21 protein-coding genes are annotated in these 20,990 nt (G+C 33.6%); 17 read left to right on the top strand and 4 right to left on the bottom strand.

Annotated features, from left to right (window positions below; all coding sequences use genetic code 11):
* The first annotated feature begins 3 nt into the window (after positions 1 to 3).
* The 5 genes from NSQ08_RS21355 to srtB all read left to right on the top strand — a co-directional run bounded on the left by NSQ08_RS21355 (position 4) and on the right by srtB (position 7,016).
* The gene (locus NSQ08_RS21355; protein WP_340778671.1) at positions 4 to 3,498 is read left to right on the top strand and encodes an NEAT domain-containing protein; all 3,495 of its coding nucleotides are present in this window, start codon (positions 4 to 6) and stop codon (positions 3,496 to 3,498) included.
* Positions 3,499 to 3,573: 75 nt separating this feature from the next.
* On the top strand, positions 3,574 to 4,449 hold the full coding sequence (gene isdE / locus NSQ08_RS21350) for a heme ABC transporter substrate-binding protein IsdE (protein WP_340778669.1): 876 nt from the start codon (positions 3,574 to 3,576) through the stop codon (positions 4,447 to 4,449).
* Between the two features lie 27 nt (positions 4,450 to 4,476).
* Positions 4,477 to 5,460: a FecCD family ABC transporter permease gene (locus NSQ08_RS21345; protein WP_002034255.1), complete on the top strand. Its 984-nt coding sequence runs from the start codon at positions 4,477 to 4,479 to the stop codon at positions 5,458 to 5,460.
* A complete protein-coding gene (locus NSQ08_RS21340; RefSeq protein WP_002088890.1) occupies positions 5,450 to 6,220 on the top strand; it encodes an ABC transporter ATP-binding protein in 771 nt (256 codons plus the stop codon). Before NSQ08_RS21345 ends, NSQ08_RS21340 begins: the two co-directional genes overlap by 11 nt.
* A 31-nt stretch (positions 6,221 to 6,251) precedes the next feature.
* Positions 6,252 to 7,016, top strand: coding sequence for a class B sortase (gene srtB, locus NSQ08_RS21335; RefSeq protein WP_002129321.1), 765 nt, complete (start codon positions 6,252 to 6,254; stop codon positions 7,014 to 7,016).
* Positions 7,017 to 7,085: 69 nt separating this feature from the next.
* On the opposite strand, the gene isdG is transcribed toward srtB, so the two are convergent.
* Positions 7,086 to 7,409, bottom strand: coding sequence for a heme oxygenase (gene isdG, locus NSQ08_RS21330; RefSeq protein WP_002143312.1), 324 nt, complete (start codon positions 7,407 to 7,409; stop codon positions 7,086 to 7,088).
* Positions 7,410 to 7,665: 256 nt separating this feature from the next.
* On the opposite strand from isdG, the gene NSQ08_RS21325 reads away from it, so the two are divergent.
* The gene (locus NSQ08_RS21325) at positions 7,666 to 9,456 is read left to right on the top strand and encodes a cation:proton antiporter (protein ID WP_193652376.1); all 1,791 of its coding nucleotides are present in this window, start codon (positions 7,666 to 7,668) and stop codon (positions 9,454 to 9,456) included.
* Between the two features lie 92 nt (positions 9,457 to 9,548).
* Positions 9,549 to 10,748, top strand: a complete 1,200-nt coding sequence (locus NSQ08_RS21320; protein WP_002067464.1) for a class I SAM-dependent rRNA methyltransferase — start codon at positions 9,549 to 9,551, stop codon at positions 10,746 to 10,748.
* Between the two features lie 43 nt (positions 10,749 to 10,791).
* Here the strand turns inward: NSQ08_RS21320 and NSQ08_RS21315 are convergent, their stop codons facing one another.
* Positions 10,792 to 10,986: a YwbE family protein gene (locus tag NSQ08_RS21315; RefSeq protein WP_001014315.1), complete on the bottom strand. Its 195-nt coding sequence runs from the start codon at positions 10,984 to 10,986 to the stop codon at positions 10,792 to 10,794.
* Positions 10,987 to 11,160, bottom strand: coding sequence for a hypothetical protein (locus tag NSQ08_RS21310; protein WP_002015431.1), 174 nt, complete (start codon positions 11,158 to 11,160; stop codon positions 10,987 to 10,989). It lies immediately after the preceding gene.
* A 170-nt stretch (positions 11,161 to 11,330) separates the two neighbouring features.
* Between NSQ08_RS21310 and NSQ08_RS21305 the strand changes: the two genes are divergently transcribed.
* The 7 genes from NSQ08_RS21305 (at position 11,331) to NSQ08_RS21275 (ending at position 16,563) form a co-directional block, all read left to right on the top strand.
* Complete coding sequence (locus NSQ08_RS21305; RefSeq protein WP_012261779.1) at positions 11,331 to 12,023, top strand: response regulator transcription factor; 693 nt, start codon at positions 11,331 to 11,333, stop codon at positions 12,021 to 12,023.
* A 1-nt stretch (position 12,024) separates the two neighbouring features.
* Positions 12,025 to 12,960, top strand: coding sequence for a HAMP domain-containing histidine kinase (locus NSQ08_RS21300; RefSeq protein ID WP_340778664.1), 936 nt, complete (start codon positions 12,025 to 12,027; stop codon positions 12,958 to 12,960).
* Between the two features lie 124 nt (positions 12,961 to 13,084).
* Positions 13,085 to 14,008 (top strand): ABC transporter ATP-binding protein, encoded by a 924-nt coding sequence (locus NSQ08_RS21295; protein WP_340778662.1) that lies wholly within the window; start codon positions 13,085 to 13,087, stop codon positions 14,006 to 14,008.
* A gap of 27 nt (positions 14,009 to 14,035) precedes the next feature.
* A complete protein-coding gene (locus NSQ08_RS21290) occupies positions 14,036 to 14,194 on the top strand; it encodes a hypothetical protein (protein WP_162181133.1) in 159 nt (52 codons plus the stop codon).
* A 34-nt stretch (positions 14,195 to 14,228) separates the two neighbouring features.
* A complete protein-coding gene (locus NSQ08_RS21285) occupies positions 14,229 to 14,933 on the top strand; it encodes an ABC transporter permease (protein ID WP_002034266.1) in 705 nt (234 codons plus the stop codon).
* Positions 14,934 to 14,973: 40 nt separating this feature from the next.
* Positions 14,974 to 15,843, top strand: a complete 870-nt coding sequence (locus tag NSQ08_RS21280) for a DUF4097 family beta strand repeat-containing protein (protein WP_002034267.1) — start codon at positions 14,974 to 14,976, stop codon at positions 15,841 to 15,843.
* A gap of 24 nt (positions 15,844 to 15,867) precedes the next feature.
* Entirely contained in the window at positions 15,868 to 16,563 is a 696-nt protein-coding gene (locus tag NSQ08_RS21275) for an ABC transporter permease (protein WP_137076766.1), read from the top strand.
* 63 nt (positions 16,564 to 16,626) lie between these two features.
* Here the strand turns inward: NSQ08_RS21275 and NSQ08_RS21270 are convergent, their stop codons facing one another.
* A complete protein-coding gene (locus tag NSQ08_RS21270) occupies positions 16,627 to 16,959 on the bottom strand; it encodes a YfjL-like protein (RefSeq protein ID WP_033709478.1) in 333 nt (110 codons plus the stop codon).
* 337 nt (positions 16,960 to 17,296) lie between these two features.
* Here NSQ08_RS21270 and NSQ08_RS21265 point away from each other — a divergent pair, with 337 nt between their 5' ends.
* From NSQ08_RS21265 to NSQ08_RS21255, 3 genes are read left to right on the top strand one after another with little or no spacing between them, the layout of a single operon-like run.
* A complete protein-coding gene (locus NSQ08_RS21265; protein WP_240380542.1) occupies positions 17,297 to 18,418 on the top strand; it encodes a tyrosine-type recombinase/integrase in 1,122 nt (373 codons plus the stop codon).
* A gap of 13 nt (positions 18,419 to 18,431) precedes the next feature.
* Complete coding sequence (locus NSQ08_RS21260) at positions 18,432 to 20,543, top strand: tyrosine-type recombinase/integrase (protein ID WP_340778656.1); 2,112 nt, start codon at positions 18,432 to 18,434, stop codon at positions 20,541 to 20,543.
* Positions 20,536 to 20,916 carry a DUF6262 family protein gene (locus NSQ08_RS21255; protein WP_240380544.1) on the top strand — a complete coding sequence of 127 codons (381 nt, stop codon included), beginning with the start codon at positions 20,536 to 20,538 and terminating at the stop codon, positions 20,914 to 20,916. Before NSQ08_RS21260 ends, NSQ08_RS21255 begins: the two co-directional genes overlap by 8 nt.
* Positions 20,917 to 20,990 lie beyond the last annotated feature (74 nt).

The following is a 20,990-nucleotide window of genomic DNA, read 5'->3' as shown; positions in this document are numbered from 1 at the left end:
CTATTGAATAAATATCTTAAAATTGTTGTTGCGATGTTTTTAATGGTATTTACATTCGCATCAACATTACAACCCCTTGCAGTTCAAGCTGCTAGTCAACTAGCTGACGGTGAATATTCAATCGGTTTCAAAGTTCTTAAAGACACATCAGATGAAGAATCCATGATGAATCAATACTCTGTAAGTCCAGGAACTTTAAAAGTGAAGAATGGGAAAAAGAAAGTATCCTTTACGTTAGAACATAGTTCATGGATTACAAAGTTTGAAACGGAAAAAAGTGGTCAGTTTGTTGCGACAAATGTAATTAGTGAAGATCAAGAAAAAGATACAAGAGTCGTAGAATTTGATGTGGACGATGTAGAGAAGGTATTAAATGCGAAAGTAAAAGTAGACATTGATTTTTTAAATTATCATCATGACTATGATGTGCGTATTGCATTTGATCAAAATAGTATTACACCGATTCATGTAGAACAACCAAATGAAAAAGAGGACCCAGCTAATAAGCTAGATCCAAATGAAAATCCGGATCCGAGTCAGAAGCCCGACCAAAAGCCTGACCCAGATCAACAACCAAATTCTAACACAATTAAAGATGGAGAGTACAGCATTCCATTTAAAGTGTTAAAAGATCAAACAGATGAAGAATCTAAGATGAATACTTACATGGTAAATCCAGGGGTATTAAAAGTAGAAAACGGTAAGAAAAAAGCAATTGTAACGTTAAAAAATAGCTCATTAATTAAAAATTTCCAAACGGAAAAAGATGGCGCATTTGCTGATGCAAAAGTAGTGAGTGAAGATAAAGAAAAAGATACAAGAGTAGTAGAATTTGAAGTAGACGATTTATCTAAAAAACTAAATACAAAAGTATTTATTGAAGTGGCATCACAAGGTTACAAGCAAACACATAATGTACAACTTTTATTTGAACAAGATAAACTTGAACAAATTAAAAATGAAGAGAAACAACCGGAAGTAGAAAAACCAGATACTGAAACAATTAAAGATGGTGAGTACAGCGTTCCGTTTAAAGTGTTAAAAGATCAAACAGATGAAGAATCTAAGATGAATACTTACATGGTAAATCCAGGGGTATTAAAAGTAGAAAATGGTAAGAAAAAAGCAATTGTAACACTAAAAAGTAGCTCATTAATTAAAAATTTCCAAACGGAAAAAGATGGTGCGTTTGTTGATGCAAAAGTAGTGAGTGAAGATAAAGAAAAAGATACAAGAGTAGTAGAGTTTGAAGTAAACGACTTATCTAAAAAACTGAATACAAAAGTATTTATCGAAATGGCATCAAGAAACTATAAGCAAACACATGATGTGCAACTTTTATTTGAACAAGATAAGCTTGAACAAATTAAAAATGAAGAGAAACCAGAAGTAGAAAAACCAGAAGTAGAAAAACCAGAAGTAGAAAAACCAGAAGTAGAAAAACCAGAAGTAGAAAAACCAGAAGTAGAAAAACCAGAAGTAGAAAAACCAGAAGTAGAAAAACCAGAAGTAGAAAAACCAGAAGTAGAAAAACCAGAAGTAGAAAAACCAGAAGTAGAAAAACCAGAAGTAGAAAAACCAGAAGTAGAGAAACCAGAAGTAGAAAAACCAGAAGTAGAGAAACCAGAAGTAGAAAAACCAGAAGTAGAGAAACCAGAAGTAGAGAAACCGGAAGTAGAAAAACCAGATGCTGAAACAATTAAAGATGGTGAATACAGTATCAATTTCAAAGCTTTAAAAGATCAAACAGAAGAAATTTCAATGATGAACACGTATACAAAGAGTCCAGGCGTGTTAAAAGTGAAAAATGGTAAAAAATATGTATCATTCACATTAACGAATAGCGCTTGGATTACAAAGTTTGAATTTGATAAAAATGGTTCGTTTGTTGATGCGAGTGTATTGAGTGAAGATACGAAAGCTGATACGCGTGTAGTGGAAGTGGAAGTAGCAGATTTATCGAAAAAATTGAACGCAAAAGTAAAAGTCGATATCGATTCAATGAATTATCATCATTTCTATGATATTCAATTTGCATTTGATAAAGATAGCATTAAACCGTTAGATAACCAAGGCGGAAACGACAACCAAGGCGGAAACGACAACCAAGGCGGAAACGACAACCAAGGCGGAAACGACAACCAAGGCGGAAACGACAACCAAGGCGGAAACGACAACCAAGGCGGAAACGATAACCAAGGCGGAAACGATAACCAAGGCGGAAACGACAACCAAGGCGGAAACGACAACCAAGGCGGAAATAACAACCAAGGCGGAAACGACAACCAAGGCGGAAATGATAACCAAGGTGGAAACAACAACCAAGGCGGAAACAACAACCAAGGCGGAAACGACAACCAAGGCAATAATACAACAATTGATCCAAACGCTCTTAAAGACGGTGAATACAGCATTGGCTTTAAAGTATTAAAAGATCAAACAGATGAAATATCAATGATGAATACATACACAAAAAGCCCAGGTGTATTGAAAGTAAAAGATGGTAAGAAATATGTATCGTTTACATTAACAAATAGTACATGGATTACAAAGTTTGATTTTGAGAAGAATGGCTCGTTCGTTAATGCAAAAGTATTAAGTGAAAATAAAGAGAAAAATACAAGAGTAGTAGAAGTAGAAGTAAATGATTTGTCTAAAAAATTAAATGCAAAAGTAAAAGTAGATATTGATTCAATGAATTATTACCATTTCTACGATGTTCAATTTGTATTTGATAAAGATAGCATCAAAGCTTTAGGGAACCAAGGCGGAAACGACAACCAAGGCGGAAATGATAACCAAGGCGGAAATGACAATCAAGGTGGAAATAATACACCGAAAGTAATAGTTGATCCGAAAAATTTAGTAGATGGTCAATATGATATTACATTTAAAGTGTTAAAAAACAAAACAGAAGAACTTTCAAAGATGCATGACTATACTGTAAATCCAGCAAAATTAATCGTTAAAGATGGTAAAAAGTACATTGAGATGACGCTGAAAAATAGTGCGTGGATTACGAAATTCCAAACAGAAAACAATAGTCTTTTTGCTGATGCAAAAGTAGTAAGTGAAGATAAAAATGCAAATACGCGAGTAGTACAATTTGAAGTAGAAGATTTATTTAAAAAATTAAATGCAAAAGTGAAAGTAGACATTGATGAGATGAACTACCACCACTTCTACGATGTCCAAATTCAATTTGATACAAATAATATTGGTGCGTTAGGAACGATTAAAGAGGATCCAAAAAAAGATCCGAAAAATGATCCGAACAATCCAGTGATTACACCGAAAGTAGATAATGTAAAAAAAGTAGGTAATCCTGATTTTAACCGAAATGCAGATGATAAGAAGAAAAAAGAAGATCAAAAAAATGATTCGAAAAAAGAGAAAAACTCAAAAACGGCAGATACAGCACAACTAGGTTTATACATGGTGCTATTGCTTGGGTCACTTGCTTTACTAGTTCGTAAATATAGAGCAGGTAGATTGTAATTTTTGGAGTCTTGATGCATGTTTGCATGCATCAAGACTTGTTTCATATTGTTTGGAAAGGAGTGGTGATTAAGAGTGAAGAAAATTGTAAGTGTACTAATGGCTATCATTTTATTAGTAAGTATAGCTGGGTGCTCATCACCAAAAAAAGAAACAGCGAAGCAGGTAAAGAGTGAGGGTAAAGAGAGGATTGTCGCAACGACAGTTGCTGTTACTGAAATTATGGATGCGTTAGAAGTAGATTTAATTGGTGTACCAACAAGTACTAAAGATTTACCAAAGAGATATAAAGGTTTACCTGAAGTTGGGAATCCGATGAGTCCTGATATGGAAAAGGTAAAATCATTAAAGCCGTCAGAAGTATTATCAGTGACAACACTTGAATATGAATTAAAGCCAGTTTTTGCTGGTGTAGGTATGAAAGCAAACTTTTTAGATCTAACAAGTTTAAAAAATATGCAAAATTCCATTAGTAATTTAGGTAAGCAATATGGACGTGAAAAGCAGGCTGAAGCAGTTGTAACTAAGTTAGATAACAAGGTTGCAGAGATTCAAAAAGCAGTAAAGGGAAAGAAAGAACCGACAGTGCTTATTTTATTAGGTGTACCGGGGAGTTATTTAGTAGCAACAGAGCATTCTTATATTGGAGATTTAGTGAAACAATTAGGTGGTAAAAACATTGTACAAGGTGAACAAGTAGAGTATTTAGCTTCTAATACAGAGTATTTAAAAAAAGCTGATCCAGACATTATTTTACGAGCGGCACATGGTATGCCTGATGAAGTTGTAAAAATGTTTGATAAAGAATTTAAAACAAATGATATTTGGAAACACTTCGCTGCAGTTAAAAATAATCGTGTTTACGATTTAGAAGAGCGTTTATTTGGAACGACAGGAAATTTAGCAGCGACTGAAGCGCTAGATGAATTGAAAAAAATGATGTATCCGTGATGCATTTTAATATAAAGGAAGATTAGCATGAATAAAAAATTTTGGAGTTTCTTTATTGTTACTGTATTACTCATCATTATGACTTTGTTGTCAGCGACGAAAGGTAGTTTAGAAGTAGGTATTATTGACCTTGTACAAGGAATATTTACAGGGGCAAATGAAGATGTTGAAGTGATTAAAGATTTACGTTTCCCACGTATTATTATTGCACTATTTACTGGAGCAGCTCTTGCTGTTTCGGGCGTGCTCTTCCAAGCTGTCATGAAAAATCCACTTGCTGATGCTGGGGTAATCGGGATATCTTCAGGAGCAAGTTTTATGACACTTGTTATTATTACGCTATTCCCGCAATTCTTTTTCTGGACGCCGGTATTCGCCTTTCTAGGTGGTGCGTTTGCGTGTTATCTCGTTTATTCGTTTTCATGGAAATCAGGATTAAGTCCGCTTCGCATTATTTTAATTGGTATTGCCATTAATGCGATGTTCACTGGATTAAATGAATCGTTCATTACGATTTGTGGATACTTCATTAAGAGTATTAAGCAAACGACGACTTCTAATATAACGATGAAGACGTGGGGCGATGTAGAAATAATGGTTACTTATGGAACAATTGGTCTTATTCTTGCACTGTTTGTCGGAGCTTGGTGTAACTTATTATCTCTACAAGATAAGACTGCAAAAAACTTAGGCTTGCACGTGACGAGAGTTCGTCTTATTATTTCTGCCATTGCAGTACTCTTAGCGGCAGTATCAACAGCAATTGCAGGTGTTATCGCTTTCGTAGGATTACTCGTTCCGCACATTTCAAGACAACTAGTTGGTTCAGACCATAAAGCATTAATTCCATTTTCTGCTCTTGCAGGGGCGTTATTAATTTTGACGGCGGATACGATTGGAAGGTTAATTGTGCCACCTAACGAAATTCCAGCAGCGACGATTATGGCAGTTATTGGTGGCCCATTCTTAATATTCTTGCTTAGAAAGAGTGATAAAGTTCATGGAAATTAAAAATGTAACCTTTTCGTACGATAATGTAACGGATCGATTAAAGTCGGTTAGTAGTGAAATAGAGATTGGTAAAATTACAACAATTATTGGACCAAACGGTTGCGGGAAATCAACATTACTTGGTGTGATGTCAAGAAATCACGATCCTCGTAGTGGAGAGGTAATACTTGATGGGAAGGCAATTAGCCAATATAAACCGAAAGAGTTTGCTAGAAAGTTAGCCGTTGTCCATCAACAAAATGAAGCACCGGCAGATATGACGGTAGAGAAATTAACAAGCTTTGGCCGTATGCCTCATAAAAATATATTTTCTTCGCAAACTGATGAAGATAGAGAAGCAATAGAAAGGGCTTTAGCATGTACGAATTTGCTAAGTAAACGTGATAAGGAAATTCATGCTTTATCTGGTGGAGAAAGACAGCGTGTTTGGATTGCCATGACGTTAGCTCAGAAGACGCCAATGCTCTTTTTAGATGAACCGACAACATATTTAGATATTTATTATCAACTTGAAATATTAGAGTTAGTAAAAGAATTAAATGAAGCACAAGGATTGACAATCGTTATGGTATTACACGATATTAATCAGGCGATTCGCTATAGTGATCATATCATTGTTATGAAAGACGGCGAAATTGTTACAAAAGGCAAGCCGAATGATGTTGTGACAGAAAGTATGATAAAGACGATATACGGTGTAGATGTCGTTGTAAAGCAAGATGAAGATACAGGATTGTATATGGTCCCAATGGGTATTTAAACATGCGAACAATCCGTTTTGAGGTGATAATTTGAGTAGCAAAAAAGAAAGGAAGAAGAATTCTTTTTTTCAACGAATACTTACAGTTGTTTTTTTAGGTACCTTTTTCTATTCAGTATATGAATTAGGTGATATTTTCATGGATTACTATGAAAATCGTAAAGTAATGGCCGAAGCACAAAACATTTATGAAAAAAGTCCGATGGAAGAGCAATCACAAGACGGGGAAGTACGTAAACAGTTCAAAGTTCTGCAGCAAATTAATCAAGAAATAGTTGGATGGATTACGATGGATGATACACAAATTAATTATCCAATCGTTCAAGCAAAAGACAATGATTACTATTTATTTCGAAATTATAAAGGTGAAGATATGAGAGCAGGAAGCATTTTTATGGACTATCGTAATGATGTGAAATCTCAAAATCGAAATACTATTTTATATGGTCACCGTATGAAAGATGGTTCTATGTTTGGAAGTTTAAAGAAAATGTTGGATGAAGATTTCTTCATGTCGCATCGTAAATTATATTACGATACATTATTTGAAGGATATGATCTTGAAGTGTTTTCGGTGTATACAACAACAACTGATTTTTATTACATTGAAACGGATTTTAGTAGTGATACGGAATACACATCATTTTTGGAGAAAATTCAAGAAAAATCGCTGTACAAAACGGATACAAAAGTGACAGAAAGTGATCAAATCGTAACACTTTCGACGTGTGACTATGCACTTGATCCAGAAGCGGGAAGATTAGTAGTACATGCGAAACTAGTAAAAAGACATTAAATAAAAAAAGTATAGAATATGAGAAGTGGTAACACTCTTCATATTCTATACTTTAAAAAAGAAATATGCTTACTGTGCTGCAGCCATTGGCATACGTACAACTTTTACATCATAGTAAGCAATTTTATTATCAAGAATATAGTCTGGCATCCCGCCTTGATGTGAGTGAGCATCTTTAAATGCTGAGCTCTTTGTCCAACCTTGGAAATCTTCTTTTGCATTCCAGCGAGTGCTAATTGTTACTTCATCATAATCAACTGTATTGTGCGTTAAAAGAACTTCTAATCCTAAAAATCCTGACATTGTTTCGACTTTACCTACTTTATTAAAACGCTCAATTAATTTATGGCCATTTCCCTTTGTAATTTTAGTTGTATTTGTAACAATAATCATGTTTATTCCTCCTATAAATGTGTAGCCTTTATTTTCAAGAACTCATATACATTAAATGATAATGAAAATCATTATCATTGTCAATAGTAATTTTCATATAAATGTAGAATTAAGGATGAATTTACTATTATATAAATAATTTGACCATATAGTTAATGAAGTTATATATTATTAAAATAAAACAAAATAAGAAATATACACAAGCAAAGTATGGTTTATACCTTGCTTTCGCAATACTATGAACAAGGAGGGTATTATGGTCGAATCACTGTTACTTAGTATCGTTATTATTATTACACTAGGCATCGCCTCACAATGGACTGCATGGCGCTTCCAGCTCCCTGCTATTGTTGTTATGGCAGTTGCCGGATTATTAATTGGTCCAGTTTTCGGTATTATTAATCCAAAAGAGGTGCTTGGAGATGTTTTTAGTCCACTCGTATCACTTTCTGTTGCCATTATATTGTTTGAGGGTAGTTTAAGTTTAGATGTACGTGAACTGAGGGGACTATCAAAACCAGTATTTCGTATTGTTACGTTTGGTGCGTTTATTGCTTGGATTGCTGGCTCACTTGCAGCCCATTACGTCGCTGGATTAGATTGGGCGGTTGCATTTATTATTGGAGGACTTTTTATTGTGACAGGTCCAACTGTAATTATTCCGTTGTTACGCCAAGCACGATTAAAGCCAAGGACAGCTGCAATTTTAAAGTGGGAAGGGATTATCGTTGATCCGTTTGGAGCATTACTTGCTGTATTCGCCTTTCAAATTGTAAATTTCTTAACGAAAGAAAATGTACACTTACATACGTTACTATATTTCTTTGCAGGTTCGTTATTTGCAATGGTACTTGGGTATGCGTTTAGTATTTTTATGAGTTATATGATTTTAAAAGGGAAAGTACCAGAATATTTAAAGGCACCGATTTTGCTCGTTACGGTATTACTATGCTTCGGCATTGCAGATGAAGTCATGCATGAAACAGGTATGCTAGCCGTAACAGTAATGGGGATTACACTTGCACGGATGAAGAAATATATTTCTTCTATCGGTGATATTCGTCATTTTAACGAAAATATTTCCGTACTATTAACATCGACTGTTTTCATCATCTTAACAGCATCACTTCCAAGAACGACGATTATGGAGATTTTTAGCTGGCCTATTATTAGCTTCGTACTTATGATGATATTTGTTGTTCGTCCTTTATCAATTTGGGTATCGACAATCGGAACAGAGTTAACAAAATCAGAAAGGGCGCTAGTTGGTTGGATTGCGCCGCGAGGTATTGTTGCATTAACGGTTTCAAGTTACTTTGCGACGGAGTTATTACAAGAAGGGTATAAAGATGCTTCTATATTAACAGCACTTACATTTGCACTTGTAATTACGACCGTTTGTGCTCATGGATTTTCAATTGGATTTTTAGCAAAAAAATTAGGATTAGCCAATACACAGCCACCAGGTATTTTAATTTCAGGAGCTAGTACATTCTCAACTGCATTCGCTATGCATTGTAAAGAGATGGGGATTCCGAGCTTAATCGTAGATGTATCGGAAGAACATTTGCAATGCGCAAAGGTGAATGGGCTTAATACATATAACGGCCAAGTACTCTCAGAGCAGTTGCAATTTGAAGTAGATATGAATCAGTATGAATACTTAATTTCAGTTACAGATACGGATTCTTATAATGTATTAGTCGCAAACACATATGTACCGCAGTTTGGACATCATAATACATTTTTACTTCCGATTCATGATGTGGAAAAGATTGAGCAAGAACGCATCTCTCTTTCGAAAAAAGCTCATTTACTGTTTGGTCAAAATGAAATTTATGAAGAGTTAGATAGAAAAATTGAAGAGGGTTATACATTTAAAACGATACAAGTTGAGGAAGAACAAAAAATTAATAAAGAAGAGAGCGATTCAGAGGATGTAATATTATTTATTCGTCACGATGATGGTAGTCTTACTTTTTCAACATTGTATAAATATATAGCGGTTATACCAGGAGATGAGCTAGTTGTACTAGCAAAGCAATAATATGGTATAGTGAAACGAGGCTTTTTTCAGCCTCGTTTTTTACATTGCTTCCTACTAATTAGAAAGCATTCAAATGGAAAGGAAGACATTACATGCGATCTGAAGTAACTATAAAAATAAAACCGAAGTTTATAAAAGAAATTAAAAGTGGATATCCACTTATTTTAAAAGATGCTATTCAAAATTTAAATGATGTACGTGAAGAAGGAACAATCATCAACGTAGTAGATGAGAAGAACCAATTCATCGGAAAAGGCTATTATGGAAAACAAAATAAAGGATATGGATGGATTTTAACGAGAAAAGAGAAAGAGCAAATTAATCAACCTTTCTTTGAAAGTAAAATCAAATCTGCTTTACATAAACGAAAAGATTTTTATAAATCAAATGATACAACAGCATTTCGTGCCCTGAATGGTGAGGGCGATGGCCTTGGTGGTTTAATCATCGATTATTATGACGGCTATTACGTAATAAGTTGGTATAGTGAAGGGGTTTATACTTTCCGCGATGAGATTATAGCAGCACTTCAAAAAGTAGCAAATTTCAAAGGGATTTATGAGAAAAAGCGTTTTGATACGAAAGGGAAATACATCGAAGGTGATGATTTTGTCGCAGGAGAGCGCGGTGAGTTCCCACTTATCGTAAAAGAGAACGGTGTAAACTTTGCTGTATATTTAAATGACGGGGCGATGGTTGGTGTGTTTTTAGATCAGCGTAACGTTCGAAAACAAATTCGTGATAAATATGCAAAAGGAAGAACGGTTTTAAATATGTTCTCTTATACTGGGGCTTTCTCTGTATTTGCAGCGCTTGGCGGTGCAAGTAAAACAACAAGTGTGGACCTTGCAAATCGTAGTTTAAGTAAAACGATTGAGCAGTTTAGTGTAAATGAAATTGATTATGAAGCACAAGATATTATTGTAGAAGATGTATTTCTGTATTTCAAATATGCAGCTAAGAAAAAGATGAAATTTGATATGGTTGTACTTGATCCCCCAAGCTTTGCACGCTCGAAAAAATATACGTTCAGTGCGGCGAAAGATTATAAAAACTTATTAAAAGAAACAATTGCCATTACAGAAAATAACGGTATTATCGTTGCTTCTACAAATTGTAGCGCATTCGATATGAAAAAGTTTAATGGCTTTATCGATACAGCATTTAAAGAAATGAACGGTAAATATAAAATATTAGAAGAACATTCTTTACCAGAAGATTTCCGTACAATTGATCAATTTAAAGAGGGAGACTATTTAAAAGTAGTTTTCATCGAAAAAATTAAAGGTTAATGAAAATAAGAAAAGGAGCTCAAGTTTAAATGAGCTCCTTTTCTTATTGAATAATATTTTGTACTCTGCCAACCTGTCCGTCTTGCAATCTTACTTTAATGCCGTGCGGATGTGAAGGTGAGTTCGTTAAAATATCTTTTACAATTCCTCTTGTTAGCTTACCTGTACGTTGATCTTGTTTTAATACAATATCGACTTCAAGACCTGATGAAATGTTAGATCGTTTTTGCCCGTTCATTTATACACCTGTACGTCTACGTTGGTTGTTTGTTTTCTTCGTTTGTTGGTTTTGTAATTTTTTCGTTTCTTGACTTTGACTTCCATTATTTGAGCCGTTTCCATTTCCTTGCTTTTTCTTCGCAAGTTGTTCGCGCATTAAATCAGCTAAGCTTACTTTTTTGTTTTCTGACATGATAAGTCTCCTTTATATAAAGTTAATTATGAACAATCGTAGTGAATTTCATCATATCATTGTTAAGGAAGGAAGGGAAGTTGGTTTGAAAATTCATATAATTCTTTCCAGCATTCATTCGTTACGATACAATTAAATTGTTAATGTTTGTTAAAAAAGGGGATAGAAATATGTCACATCATATTTTATTAGTTGAAGATGACATCTCAATTCAAGAGATGGTTGAAACATATTTAGTAAAAGAAGGTTTTCAAGTTACAATCGCATCTGATGGAGAAGAAGGAGTTAACGCATTTTTAAAAGGTTCATTTGATTTGATTATCCTCGATATTATGATGCCAAAGTTAGATGGCTTAGAGGTTGTGCGAATCATTCGAGAAAAAAGTGCCATTCCGATTTTAATGATGTCAGCGAAAGATACAGATGTTGATAAAGCTGTTGGATTAGGACTTGGAGCAGATGATTACATTTGTAAGCCGTTTTCTATGATTGAACTAGCTGCACGTGTAAAAGCGGGTATTCGGAGGTCTACAAAGTATTCAGCTGTGGAATCAAAAGATGAGGCGATTCAGATTGGTGATTTAATAATTGACCCAATTAATTTTACTGTGGAGAAAAAGGGAAGACAGCTTAAACTTACTTTAAAAGAATTTGAGATTTTAAAGCTATTCGTGAAGAATCAAAATCGTGTTTTTACGAAAGCACAAATATATACGCTTGTTTGGAATGAAGAATATTATGGTGATGATAATGTTATTAATGTTCATATGAGAAGATTACGTGAGAAAATTGAAAGTGATCCATCTAATCCAGAATATATTAAAACATTATGGGGCATCGGCTATAAGTTGGAAGTGATGTAGTATGGTTGTATTTTTAACAGTGGTGATTATTATATTGCTTATCGTTATTTACGTGCAATATAAAATTAGGAAAAATAGTAGTAGGAATTTACGCTACACGTATGAGAAGTTAAATCGAATTGTAAAAGAACAAACTGGTGAGAAGCTATTAATTATGACAGATGATCTAGAATTGCAAAAGTTATTAGTGGCGATTAATCATTTATTAGATGCAAAACAGAAAACGAATGCAGATCATGCGAAAGTAGAAATTTCGATGAGAAAAATGCTTTCAAATATTTCACATGATTTGAAAACACCACTAACAGTTATTCTTGGATATACCGAAATGTTAAATAAGGATAAAACGATAAGTGAGGAAGAGCAGCAAATATTACTCGAAAAGGTGCATGTAAAAACACTAGAAGTGATGGAACTGATTCATAAGTTTTTTGATTTAGCAAAATTAGAATCCGGTGACAAAGCAATCGAGATGACAAAAGTAAATATGAATGAAGTTTGCCGCGAGAAGATTTTATCTTTTTATGATTTAGTGACGACGAAAGGTTTTCATGTCCATATTGATATAGCAGAAAGAAATATATATGCACTTGGAAATGTAGAAGTATTAGGCAGAGTATTGAATAATTTAATATCAAATGCGATTACATATGGGGACGATGGAAAGACACTTGGTATGACTTTAAGAGATGATGAAACGAGTGTGTATATAGACGTATGGGATACAGGAAAAGGAATTGATGAATCTCATATTGATAAAGTGTTTGAGCGTATGTACACACTTGAAGATTCAAGAAATAGATTGTACCAAGGAAGTGGTCTAGGGTTAACGATTACGAAAAGGCTTGTGGAAGCGATGGATGGAGAAATTTATCTTTCTAGTAAGCCGTATGAAAAAACGGTTTTTACAGTTGTATTAACAAAGATGCAGTTTTAGCTTGTAGAGAAGTAGATTCTACAAGCTTTTTTGAACGTAAGGAATTTGTAAGGAACGGGTAAGAAAAAAGAGATTTTCGTTGTCTATTATAGAAATATAGAGCAGTGCGAAAGGGGAAAGTGACATGACATATATATTAAAAACGAACCAGTTAACGAAAGTGTTTAAAGGGAAAGAAGTTATTTCTAGTGTTAATATGCATGTGAAAAAAGGAGAGATTTACGGCTTTTTAGGACCGAACGGCGCGGGTAAAACAACGATTATGAAAATGATTACAAATTTAATAAAACCGACGAGCGGTGATATTGAAATTTTCGGTGAGAAGTTAACAGATACATCTTATGAAGTATTAAAAAGAATGGGGACAATTATCGAATATCCAATCTTTTATGATAAATTAACGGCGAAGGAAAACTTAGAATTACATTGTGAATATATGGGGTATTACGATAAAAACGCAATTGATCATGCTTTAAATTTAGTAAAACTGCACGGTATAGATGATAAAAAAGTAAAAGATTTTTCATTAGGGATGAAGCAACGACTTGGTATTGCAAGGGCGATCATGACAAAGCCAGAACTACTCATTTTAGATGAACCGATTAATGGTTTAGATCCAATTGGTATTAAAGAGTTACGAGATTTATTTAAAATGCTTTGCAAAGAATATGGCATTACGTTATTAGTCTCTAGTCATATTTTAGGTGAGATGGAACAAATGGCAGATACAATTGGTGTGATTCAAAATGGAAAACTAATAAAAGAAGTTTCGATGAAGAGTATTAACGGAAAACAAACAGAGTACGTTGAAATCACTGTTCCTGATGTGAAGCGTGCAGCTTATATTTTAGAAGATAAACTCGGTATAAAAAATTACAAAATAATGAGCGGAAATATGATTCGTGTGTATGATACGGTAGCGTCTCAGCAAGCCATTTCAAAAGCACTTATTATGAACGATGTAGAAATTGAAAGTATTAATAAGAAACATAGCTCTTTAGAGGAGTATTTCTTAAATGTAATGGATGGGGAAGGCATTCACGCTTAATGTAATTTCAGCGAGGGGGATATGATGATGAATGCATTAATAGTGAACCTTATAGCGGGATTTATCGTAATGCTCATAAGTGGAATTTTATATTATAAAAAGCCAGAACGAAAGTGGAGTTTAATTTTACTAGTGATAGGGATAGTAAGCGTAGTTACGGCTGGAATTAGAATGTTAGTAGCATAGAGGAAGTTATGTCAGTAATGGAGGCGTGGTTTATATGTTTAAATTAATGAAACTTGAATGGAAGAAACATAAATTATCTAGTTACTTTAAAGGGGTAGCCATTTGTATTATAGCAATTTTTGCTGCGGTGAGCCTTATGGCATTGGGAATGAAAGGTGAAGGAGACGCGGCAATCACTGACTTCACAAAATATATGATTTTAGCAAATCTTATTATTAGGATAACATTCATTATTTTTAGTTCGGTCATTTTATCACGTTTAGTAATTGATGAGTACAAGAATAAAACAATGCAATTATTGTTTATGTACCCACTGCAAAGAAAAGTGGTAATGGGAGCGAAATTAGCAATTGTTTTTAGTTTTTGCTTTGTGAGCACGATTATCGCTACTTTCATTATTAGTTTGCTTCTATTCTGTATGAATCCAATGATGGGCCTACTTGAAACACCTGTTACGATGGGCGAAATAATATCTACTGTTCCGGCTACTTTTATAAATGCATTTATGATATCTGGTATAAGTTTAATTCCTTTATTTTTTGGTATGAGAAAGAAATCGGCACCGACAACGATTACTTCTGCAGTAATAATCGCGATGATAATTAACGGTAACGTTGGTACTGGAAACGGTCAAGTAAGTATGTTTAATTTCATAGCTATCCCAATGGTGTTTTGTTTATTAGGAATTTTCATTAGTTATCTTTCGTATCGTAAAATCGACAAGATTGATGTGGCGTAGTAAAGCAAGCTTAAAACAATAACGAACTGGGGTATGAATAGTGAAAAAAATAATAGTAATTGCAATTTTATTGATTACAATTGCTAGTATGGTTTTTGGTTTTAAGACATTTCATAGGAAAGATTTTAAGAAAGAAAATTCTTTTGAGATAAATAATATAAAAGAAATAGAAGTGGACAATGAAAACTGGGATATTGAATTTAAAAGTACAGACTCTAATAAAATAGTAATTTCCGCTCAAGGTCAACGATTAGATAAAGAGATAGATCCCGTTAAAATAGAAAATGACGGAAATAAAATGATGATTAAGCAAGAACAGAAGATGAACGGATTCGTTAATGGTTTTACGTTTAGGAAGAAGAATATCATTTCTATATTTATTCCGAAGAAAGAAATAGATAAAATTGTATTAAATAATAAATCTGGTGATGTGAAAATAAGCGATATAGCAGTGAAACATATCGTCACAAAAAGCAAGTCTGGAGATGAAATGATTGTAGGACTATCCGCAGAGAAAGGTGAATTCATATCGCAAAGTGGAGAGTTAGTTCTAAAAGATAGTTCAGTACAAGAGTTAAATATAAAGTCTACGACTGGTGATAACTATATAACAAATGTAAGTAACTCAAATATGAACATCACTTCAACATCTGGGGAAGTATTACTGAAAGATATGAAAGAAGGAAAATCATTATTTGTAGAAACAAAATCAGGAGATATTGGCGTAAGGTATAAAGGTGTTCCGGCTTCATTGAAACTTACGGCTAAAAGTAATTCGGCTGACATAATGGTGAATGTAAACGGACTTAAGAAAGATAAAAATACAGAAAAGATAAAAGAAGGAACTATTGGTGATGCAAAAAACAAAGTGGAGATTTTAAGTGAAACAGGGGTAATTTATATCGATTAAAATTTAAATGAAAGGAGGACTATCATGCTACGTCTTATGAAGCTAGAAATGAAGAAGTTTAAGCTTGGATGGTATGTAAGGGGAGTAATTATTGCAAATATCGCTATACTGGCATTATTGACCTCTATGAGCATCGTTTCTCAAATAGAAGGAGATCCAGAAATAAGAGATCCGCAGATGATTTTGTTAGCGGTTAGTACATTAGTAAGAGCAACATTTATTATTTTTGGTAGTGTGTTAATCGCAAGGTTAATAATTAGTGAATATAAAAATAAAACAATACTACTTATGTTTTCTTATCCAATTAACCGAAAGAAAATGATGGTTAGTAAGTTGGCCATTACAGCAACATTAACATTTATAACAGTTATTTTATCGAACATTTTAGTAGTAGGAATTTTCTTTGGGATAGATAGTTATTTTTCAATTCTTCCTAATCCATTTACAGTAGATCAATTGATGCAAGAAGGAATAAAACTGGTTCCTTTAGCCATTGCAACTGCGGGAATGAGTTTAATCCCGTTATATTTCGGAATGCGTAAACGTTCAGTGCCAACTACAATTGTTTCATCCCTTATCGTTGTATCAATTGCAATGAATAGCAACCCAACGTTTCCTACAGCAACTTTTCTTCCCCTTCAACTAGCATTGGCAGCAATTGGATTTGCGATTGCATATTACGGAATTAAAAATATAGAGAAGGAAGATATAACAGTATGACAAGAATACGTAAAAAAGAGTTGGCGTTATACCAACTCTTTTTTGTATATGTATGCTTCGTTACTACTCTGTAAATTTATAGTGTTTGCTTAAATACTCTTGCACTCCTGGAGAAATGTTAAAGTTATTAGGACCTTTATATTCGATAGTAAATTCTCCATCTTCAATTGTTTCAAAGGCGATTGCATAGCTATTCATTTTAGAATCGTAAGAAGTATTTTTGACTTTTGCATCTAGATTAAAGTATTTTGTAATATACTCTTTTGATTCAGCAATTGCTGTTTGTTTTCCCCAAGGGGTACCATAACTTGTGAAATAAAGAGATACACCGATAACTCCAATGATAGAAGTTAGTAAGAGAGTTCTTATTGTTATTTTTTTGTTTTTTGTATTCAATTTAGTTCCCTCCAATTAATATGAATTTATCTTAACGTATTTTCTCATAAAATACCATTTAGTAGAAAATAGTTTCACATGAAACAAGTTACAGAAAAAGACAAGGTGCATAAATTAAATAGACTAAACTAAGAAGAGGATATTATGTTCAATATATGTGCATATATCCTCTTTTCTTATACACATTAGATTAGTTATACAGATATTAAAAATACAGTCCAATATGTATACAATATTCAGAAAAATATGTATCCTTTAGGTGGAGGATGTATCCCATAGCGGGAGGCGTAGTGAGGTCTTTAGACCGAGCGTTAATATTTTTTAGGGGTGAAGTGTTATGCGGGTACAAGAAGTTCTCATAGAGGATAACAACAAAAGATACATATTACTGGATCAAGAAGGATTCCCTGTAATGCCAGTTATGAAATATATAAAGTATTTAGATAAGACAGGAAAAAAACCTAATACTCAAAGAACATATTGTTATTCCTTAAAACATTTTTATACCTACTTAGAAGAAGCAAACAAAGATTACAAGTTTATTAGATTAGAAGATTTAGTTGAATTTGTGGGGTGGTTAAGAAGCCCCTATCAGAGTTCAAATGTCACTCCCCTTCAACAAAAGAAAGCAAAGCGAACTGAAAAAACAATTAACCATACAATTACCGTTATAACAAACTTCTATGACTACCTCTACCGAAATGAAGAAGTACAAAATGACATGATGGAAAAGTTAATGAAGCAAGTATTTACAGGAGGACACTCGCGTTACAAAAGCTTCTTACATCATGTTAATAAGGACAAGCCATTAATCAGAAACATATTGAAATTAAAAGAACCACGCAAAAGAGTAGAAACACTCACAAAAGAACAAGTACAACAAGTATTACAAGCAACTACTAATATACGAGATAAGTTCTTAATTCAATTGTTATTTGAAACGGGATTGCGTATTGGAGAAGCGCTCTCTCTTTTCATGGAGGATTTTGTTTATGACCATCAAAAAGGGCATCGGATTCGTTTAGTAGAAAGAGGGGAATTAGAAAACGGTGCGATGTTAAAAACAGGAGAACGTGAAATTTATGTATCACCATCTTTAATGGATTTATATGATGATTACTTATATGAAGTGCTTGATGAATTAGAATTGGATTCAAACTTTGTGTTTGTAAAACTGAGAGGAAAAGATATGGGAAAACCAATGGAATATTGGAACGTTGAGTCTCTATTTAAGCGTTTAAAAAAGAAAACAGAGATAAGCCTACACCCTCACCTATTTCGTCATACACACGCTACAATTTTCTACCAGAAAACAAAGGATATTAAGCAAGTACAAGAACGATTAGGACATTCTCAAATTCAAACAACAATGAATCTATACCTACATCCTTCAGATGAAGATATTCGAGAAGATTGGAATAAAGCACAATCCGAATTTAACCTAAAGAAAAAAAACTGAAAGGAATTACTGTATGAGGAAAATCAAGAATGTTCAGGTAGAAGAAATAGGCTTTCATGAGGGCTTACAAAGAGAGCTTTCAACATATCCTGAAAAAACAGTATACGAAGATGATTCTGTTTCAATTGAACAAGTAAACAATCCCTATTTCTTAGTTAATGACAAATGGAATATCAATGTTGTAGGTGGAATCAAGCAGTTCGAAGAAGTGGTAGCACACTATAATCATTCCAGTAAAAATATTTACTTTCGACTTAATAATCCTTCACTCAATTTAGAAGTGAAATATATTTATCATCAGAAATTGTTTAATGATCTATGGACAATCAAGAGTATATTTATCGGTCACAATCCATTAAAAAGAATGACAGAGTTCATAAACGAAAAATACCCCGAAATATCATCCTTTTTGAATTTGGATATTGAAAAAGCAGAACGAGAATATGTCTTTTGGTTGAATAAAAAGGGAATCAAAACTTATTACACTAAAAAACATGAAGATTGTAGAGATAGTTATACAAAAACTGCAATAGCAAGATTTTTAAGAACCGTTTATACTGCATTAATCCAATTCACTGATAAGAGAGATGAATGGGAAAAAGACACGTGGGATATTCGTAATTTATATGATAAATATGGTATTGACTACAATAAAAGCTCAAATCTCTACAAACTTGATTTCTTAAAGATCGATAAAATGGTTCGTGAACAAGTAAAAAAATATTTTAAGCAACGATTGATCAGTAAAAACGGATTTTCTACGGCGACAGCACTGCGTTATCTACGACAGATACCAGGGTTTTTTAAGTTTATATTTTCATTGGAAACAACATGGAAAGACTTAAAACCTCTAAGAAGAACACATATTGAGAAGTACATCGAACATTTACATGAATACGCTAAAAATAATTTAAAAAAACGTAATGCTCACCCTGCATGTTATGTTAGGCAATCGCTGTCTTATGTACAAACATTCCTTGAAGACATTCAACGGTATGGGTACGAAATGGCTCCCGAAACTAATGTACGATTATTAATTTTTCCTGAAGATAAACCAAAGCTAAGAAAAAAGTCAATTGAACAAATTGACTATATTCCCGACTATGTATTAGAGCAACTCTTTACTCATATTGATCACTTGCATAAAGAAGTTATCCCTATCGTTTGGATTGCGTTTAAAACAGGACTTAGAATTTCTGATGTATTAGGTTTAATCTCTGATTGTTTAGTAAAACTAAATGGTCAATACTCCATTGAAACCGATATTGAGAAAACATATGTAAAAGGGCATCGAATTCCGATTGACAATGAATTAGCAGATATTCTTGCGGTTCTTATCGAGAAATCAAAAGAACTTAGTAATCAAGACAACAACCCCGAAGGGTATATTTTCGTTCGTTATCGTGGCCAACGGAAGGGAAAACCTTTTACTCAAGATTTTGTAAGAAAACACTTGAATATATTAGCAAATCAAAAAAACATCACCGACGAAAATGGGGAACTCTTCCACTTTAAAAACCACCAGTTCCGACATACTTATGCAGTAAAGATGTTGAACGGTGGTGCGGATATTCTTACGGTACAAGAGTTATTAGCACACTCATCCCCCGAAATGACATTAAGGTATGCCAAGCTATTAGATGATACGAAAAGAAAAGCTTTCGAATCAGTAATAAAGCAAGGTGTTTTTAGTTTTGACTTAAACGGTGAGGTACAAGAAATTAAAGCAGGGGATGATATTCCAACAGACATATTGGATGCCTTATGGCAAGACCACAAGCTAAATGCGATGGACAATCCTTACGGAACGTGTCACGCTCGTCTAAACGGAAATTGCCCTCATATGGAAGCGCCACCTTGTCTAACTTGTGGTGACAATCAAACACCTTGTAAAGACTTAGCAGTAGGGTTTTCGGAATTAGACAAAGAAAAATATGAACTTCACATTAAAACAACCATAAAAGCTATTGAAATAGCAAAACAAAGGAATCGAGAAGATATAGCCGAGAAAAACGAAAAGAATTTACAGCGTTATCAAAACATTTTCAATACCCTCCAAGAAGGAAATATTATCTTTGGCAGACAAGACCGCATGAAACGAAAGTTAGGTGTTAAACATGGCTGAATATGACCGTTCTGCACATTTGAAAGTGATTCATGCCAAACGTAAAGAAAATACCCATAAAAAAGTAGATGAAGCCATTAAAAGGCTTATAAAGGAAAATGAAAAAATAAACTTTAACAGTGTATCTAGCGAAGCTGATGTATCAAAAGCAACACTCTATAACAATAAGGAATTCCGTTCAAGAATTGAAACATTACGAAATCAACAATCACAGGTACCTACACCGAAACAAGTAAAGCGAGAAATGAATGAAAGCAATAAGGATGCACTTATAGCATCACTTAAAAGAAAAAATCAAAAGCTGGAAGAGGAAAACAAGCAATTAAGGAAACAACTGAAAGTAGCTTACGCAGATGTTTACAACAAACTATAAGGGAGAACAACGTTCTCCTCTTCTTAATTTAACTAACGAGGCAGGATTATTGAATAATGAATTTTAAAATTTAA

The organism is Bacillus sp. FSL E2-8887, from assembly GCF_038007205.1.
In the GTDB taxonomy this organism is placed as follows: domain Bacteria; phylum Bacillota; class Bacilli; order Bacillales; family Bacillaceae_G; genus Bacillus_A; species Bacillus_A mycoides.
Note: the sequence above shows the minus strand (reverse complement) of the source record. Positions and strands in the feature narration are given on the sequence as shown.

Coding starts and splice junctions, on each gene's coding strand:
- NSQ08_RS21260 (WP_340778656.1), top strand. CDS start 18,432: ATGAGGAAAATCAAGAATGTTCAGGTAGAAGAAATAGGCTTTCATGAG.
- NSQ08_RS21285 (WP_002034266.1), top strand. CDS start 14,229: ATGTTTAAATTAATGAAACTTGAATGGAAGAAACATAAATTATCTAGT.
- NSQ08_RS21325 (WP_193652376.1), top strand. CDS start 7,666: ATGGTCGAATCACTGTTACTTAGTATCGTTATTATTATTACACTAGGC.
- NSQ08_RS21320 (WP_002067464.1), top strand. CDS start 9,549: ATGCGATCTGAAGTAACTATAAAAATAAAACCGAAGTTTATAAAAGAA.
- isdG (WP_002143312.1), bottom strand. CDS start 7,409: ATGATTATTGTTACAAATACAACTAAAATTACAAAGGGAAATGGCCAT.
- NSQ08_RS21340 (WP_002088890.1), top strand. CDS start 5,450: ATGGAAATTAAAAATGTAACCTTTTCGTACGATAATGTAACGGATCGA.
- NSQ08_RS21255 (WP_240380544.1), top strand. CDS start 20,536: ATGGCTGAATATGACCGTTCTGCACATTTGAAAGTGATTCATGCCAAA.
- NSQ08_RS21315 (WP_001014315.1), bottom strand. CDS start 10,986: ATGAACGGGCAAAAACGATCTAACATTTCATCAGGTCTTGAAGTCGAT.
- NSQ08_RS21275 (WP_137076766.1), top strand. CDS start 15,868: ATGCTACGTCTTATGAAGCTAGAAATGAAGAAGTTTAAGCTTGGATGG.
- NSQ08_RS21310 (WP_002015431.1), bottom strand. CDS start 11,160: ATGTCAGAAAACAAAAAAGTAAGCTTAGCTGATTTAATGCGCGAACAA.
- NSQ08_RS21265 (WP_240380542.1), top strand. CDS start 17,297: ATGCGGGTACAAGAAGTTCTCATAGAGGATAACAACAAAAGATACATA.
- NSQ08_RS21290 (WP_162181133.1), top strand. CDS start 14,036: ATGAATGCATTAATAGTGAACCTTATAGCGGGATTTATCGTAATGCTC.
- NSQ08_RS21300 (WP_340778664.1), top strand. CDS start 12,025: ATGGTTGTATTTTTAACAGTGGTGATTATTATATTGCTTATCGTTATT.
- NSQ08_RS21345 (WP_002034255.1), top strand. CDS start 4,477: ATGAATAAAAAATTTTGGAGTTTCTTTATTGTTACTGTATTACTCATC.
- NSQ08_RS21295 (WP_340778662.1), top strand. CDS start 13,085: ATGACATATATATTAAAAACGAACCAGTTAACGAAAGTGTTTAAAGGG.
- NSQ08_RS21305 (WP_012261779.1), top strand. CDS start 11,331: ATGTCACATCATATTTTATTAGTTGAAGATGACATCTCAATTCAAGAG.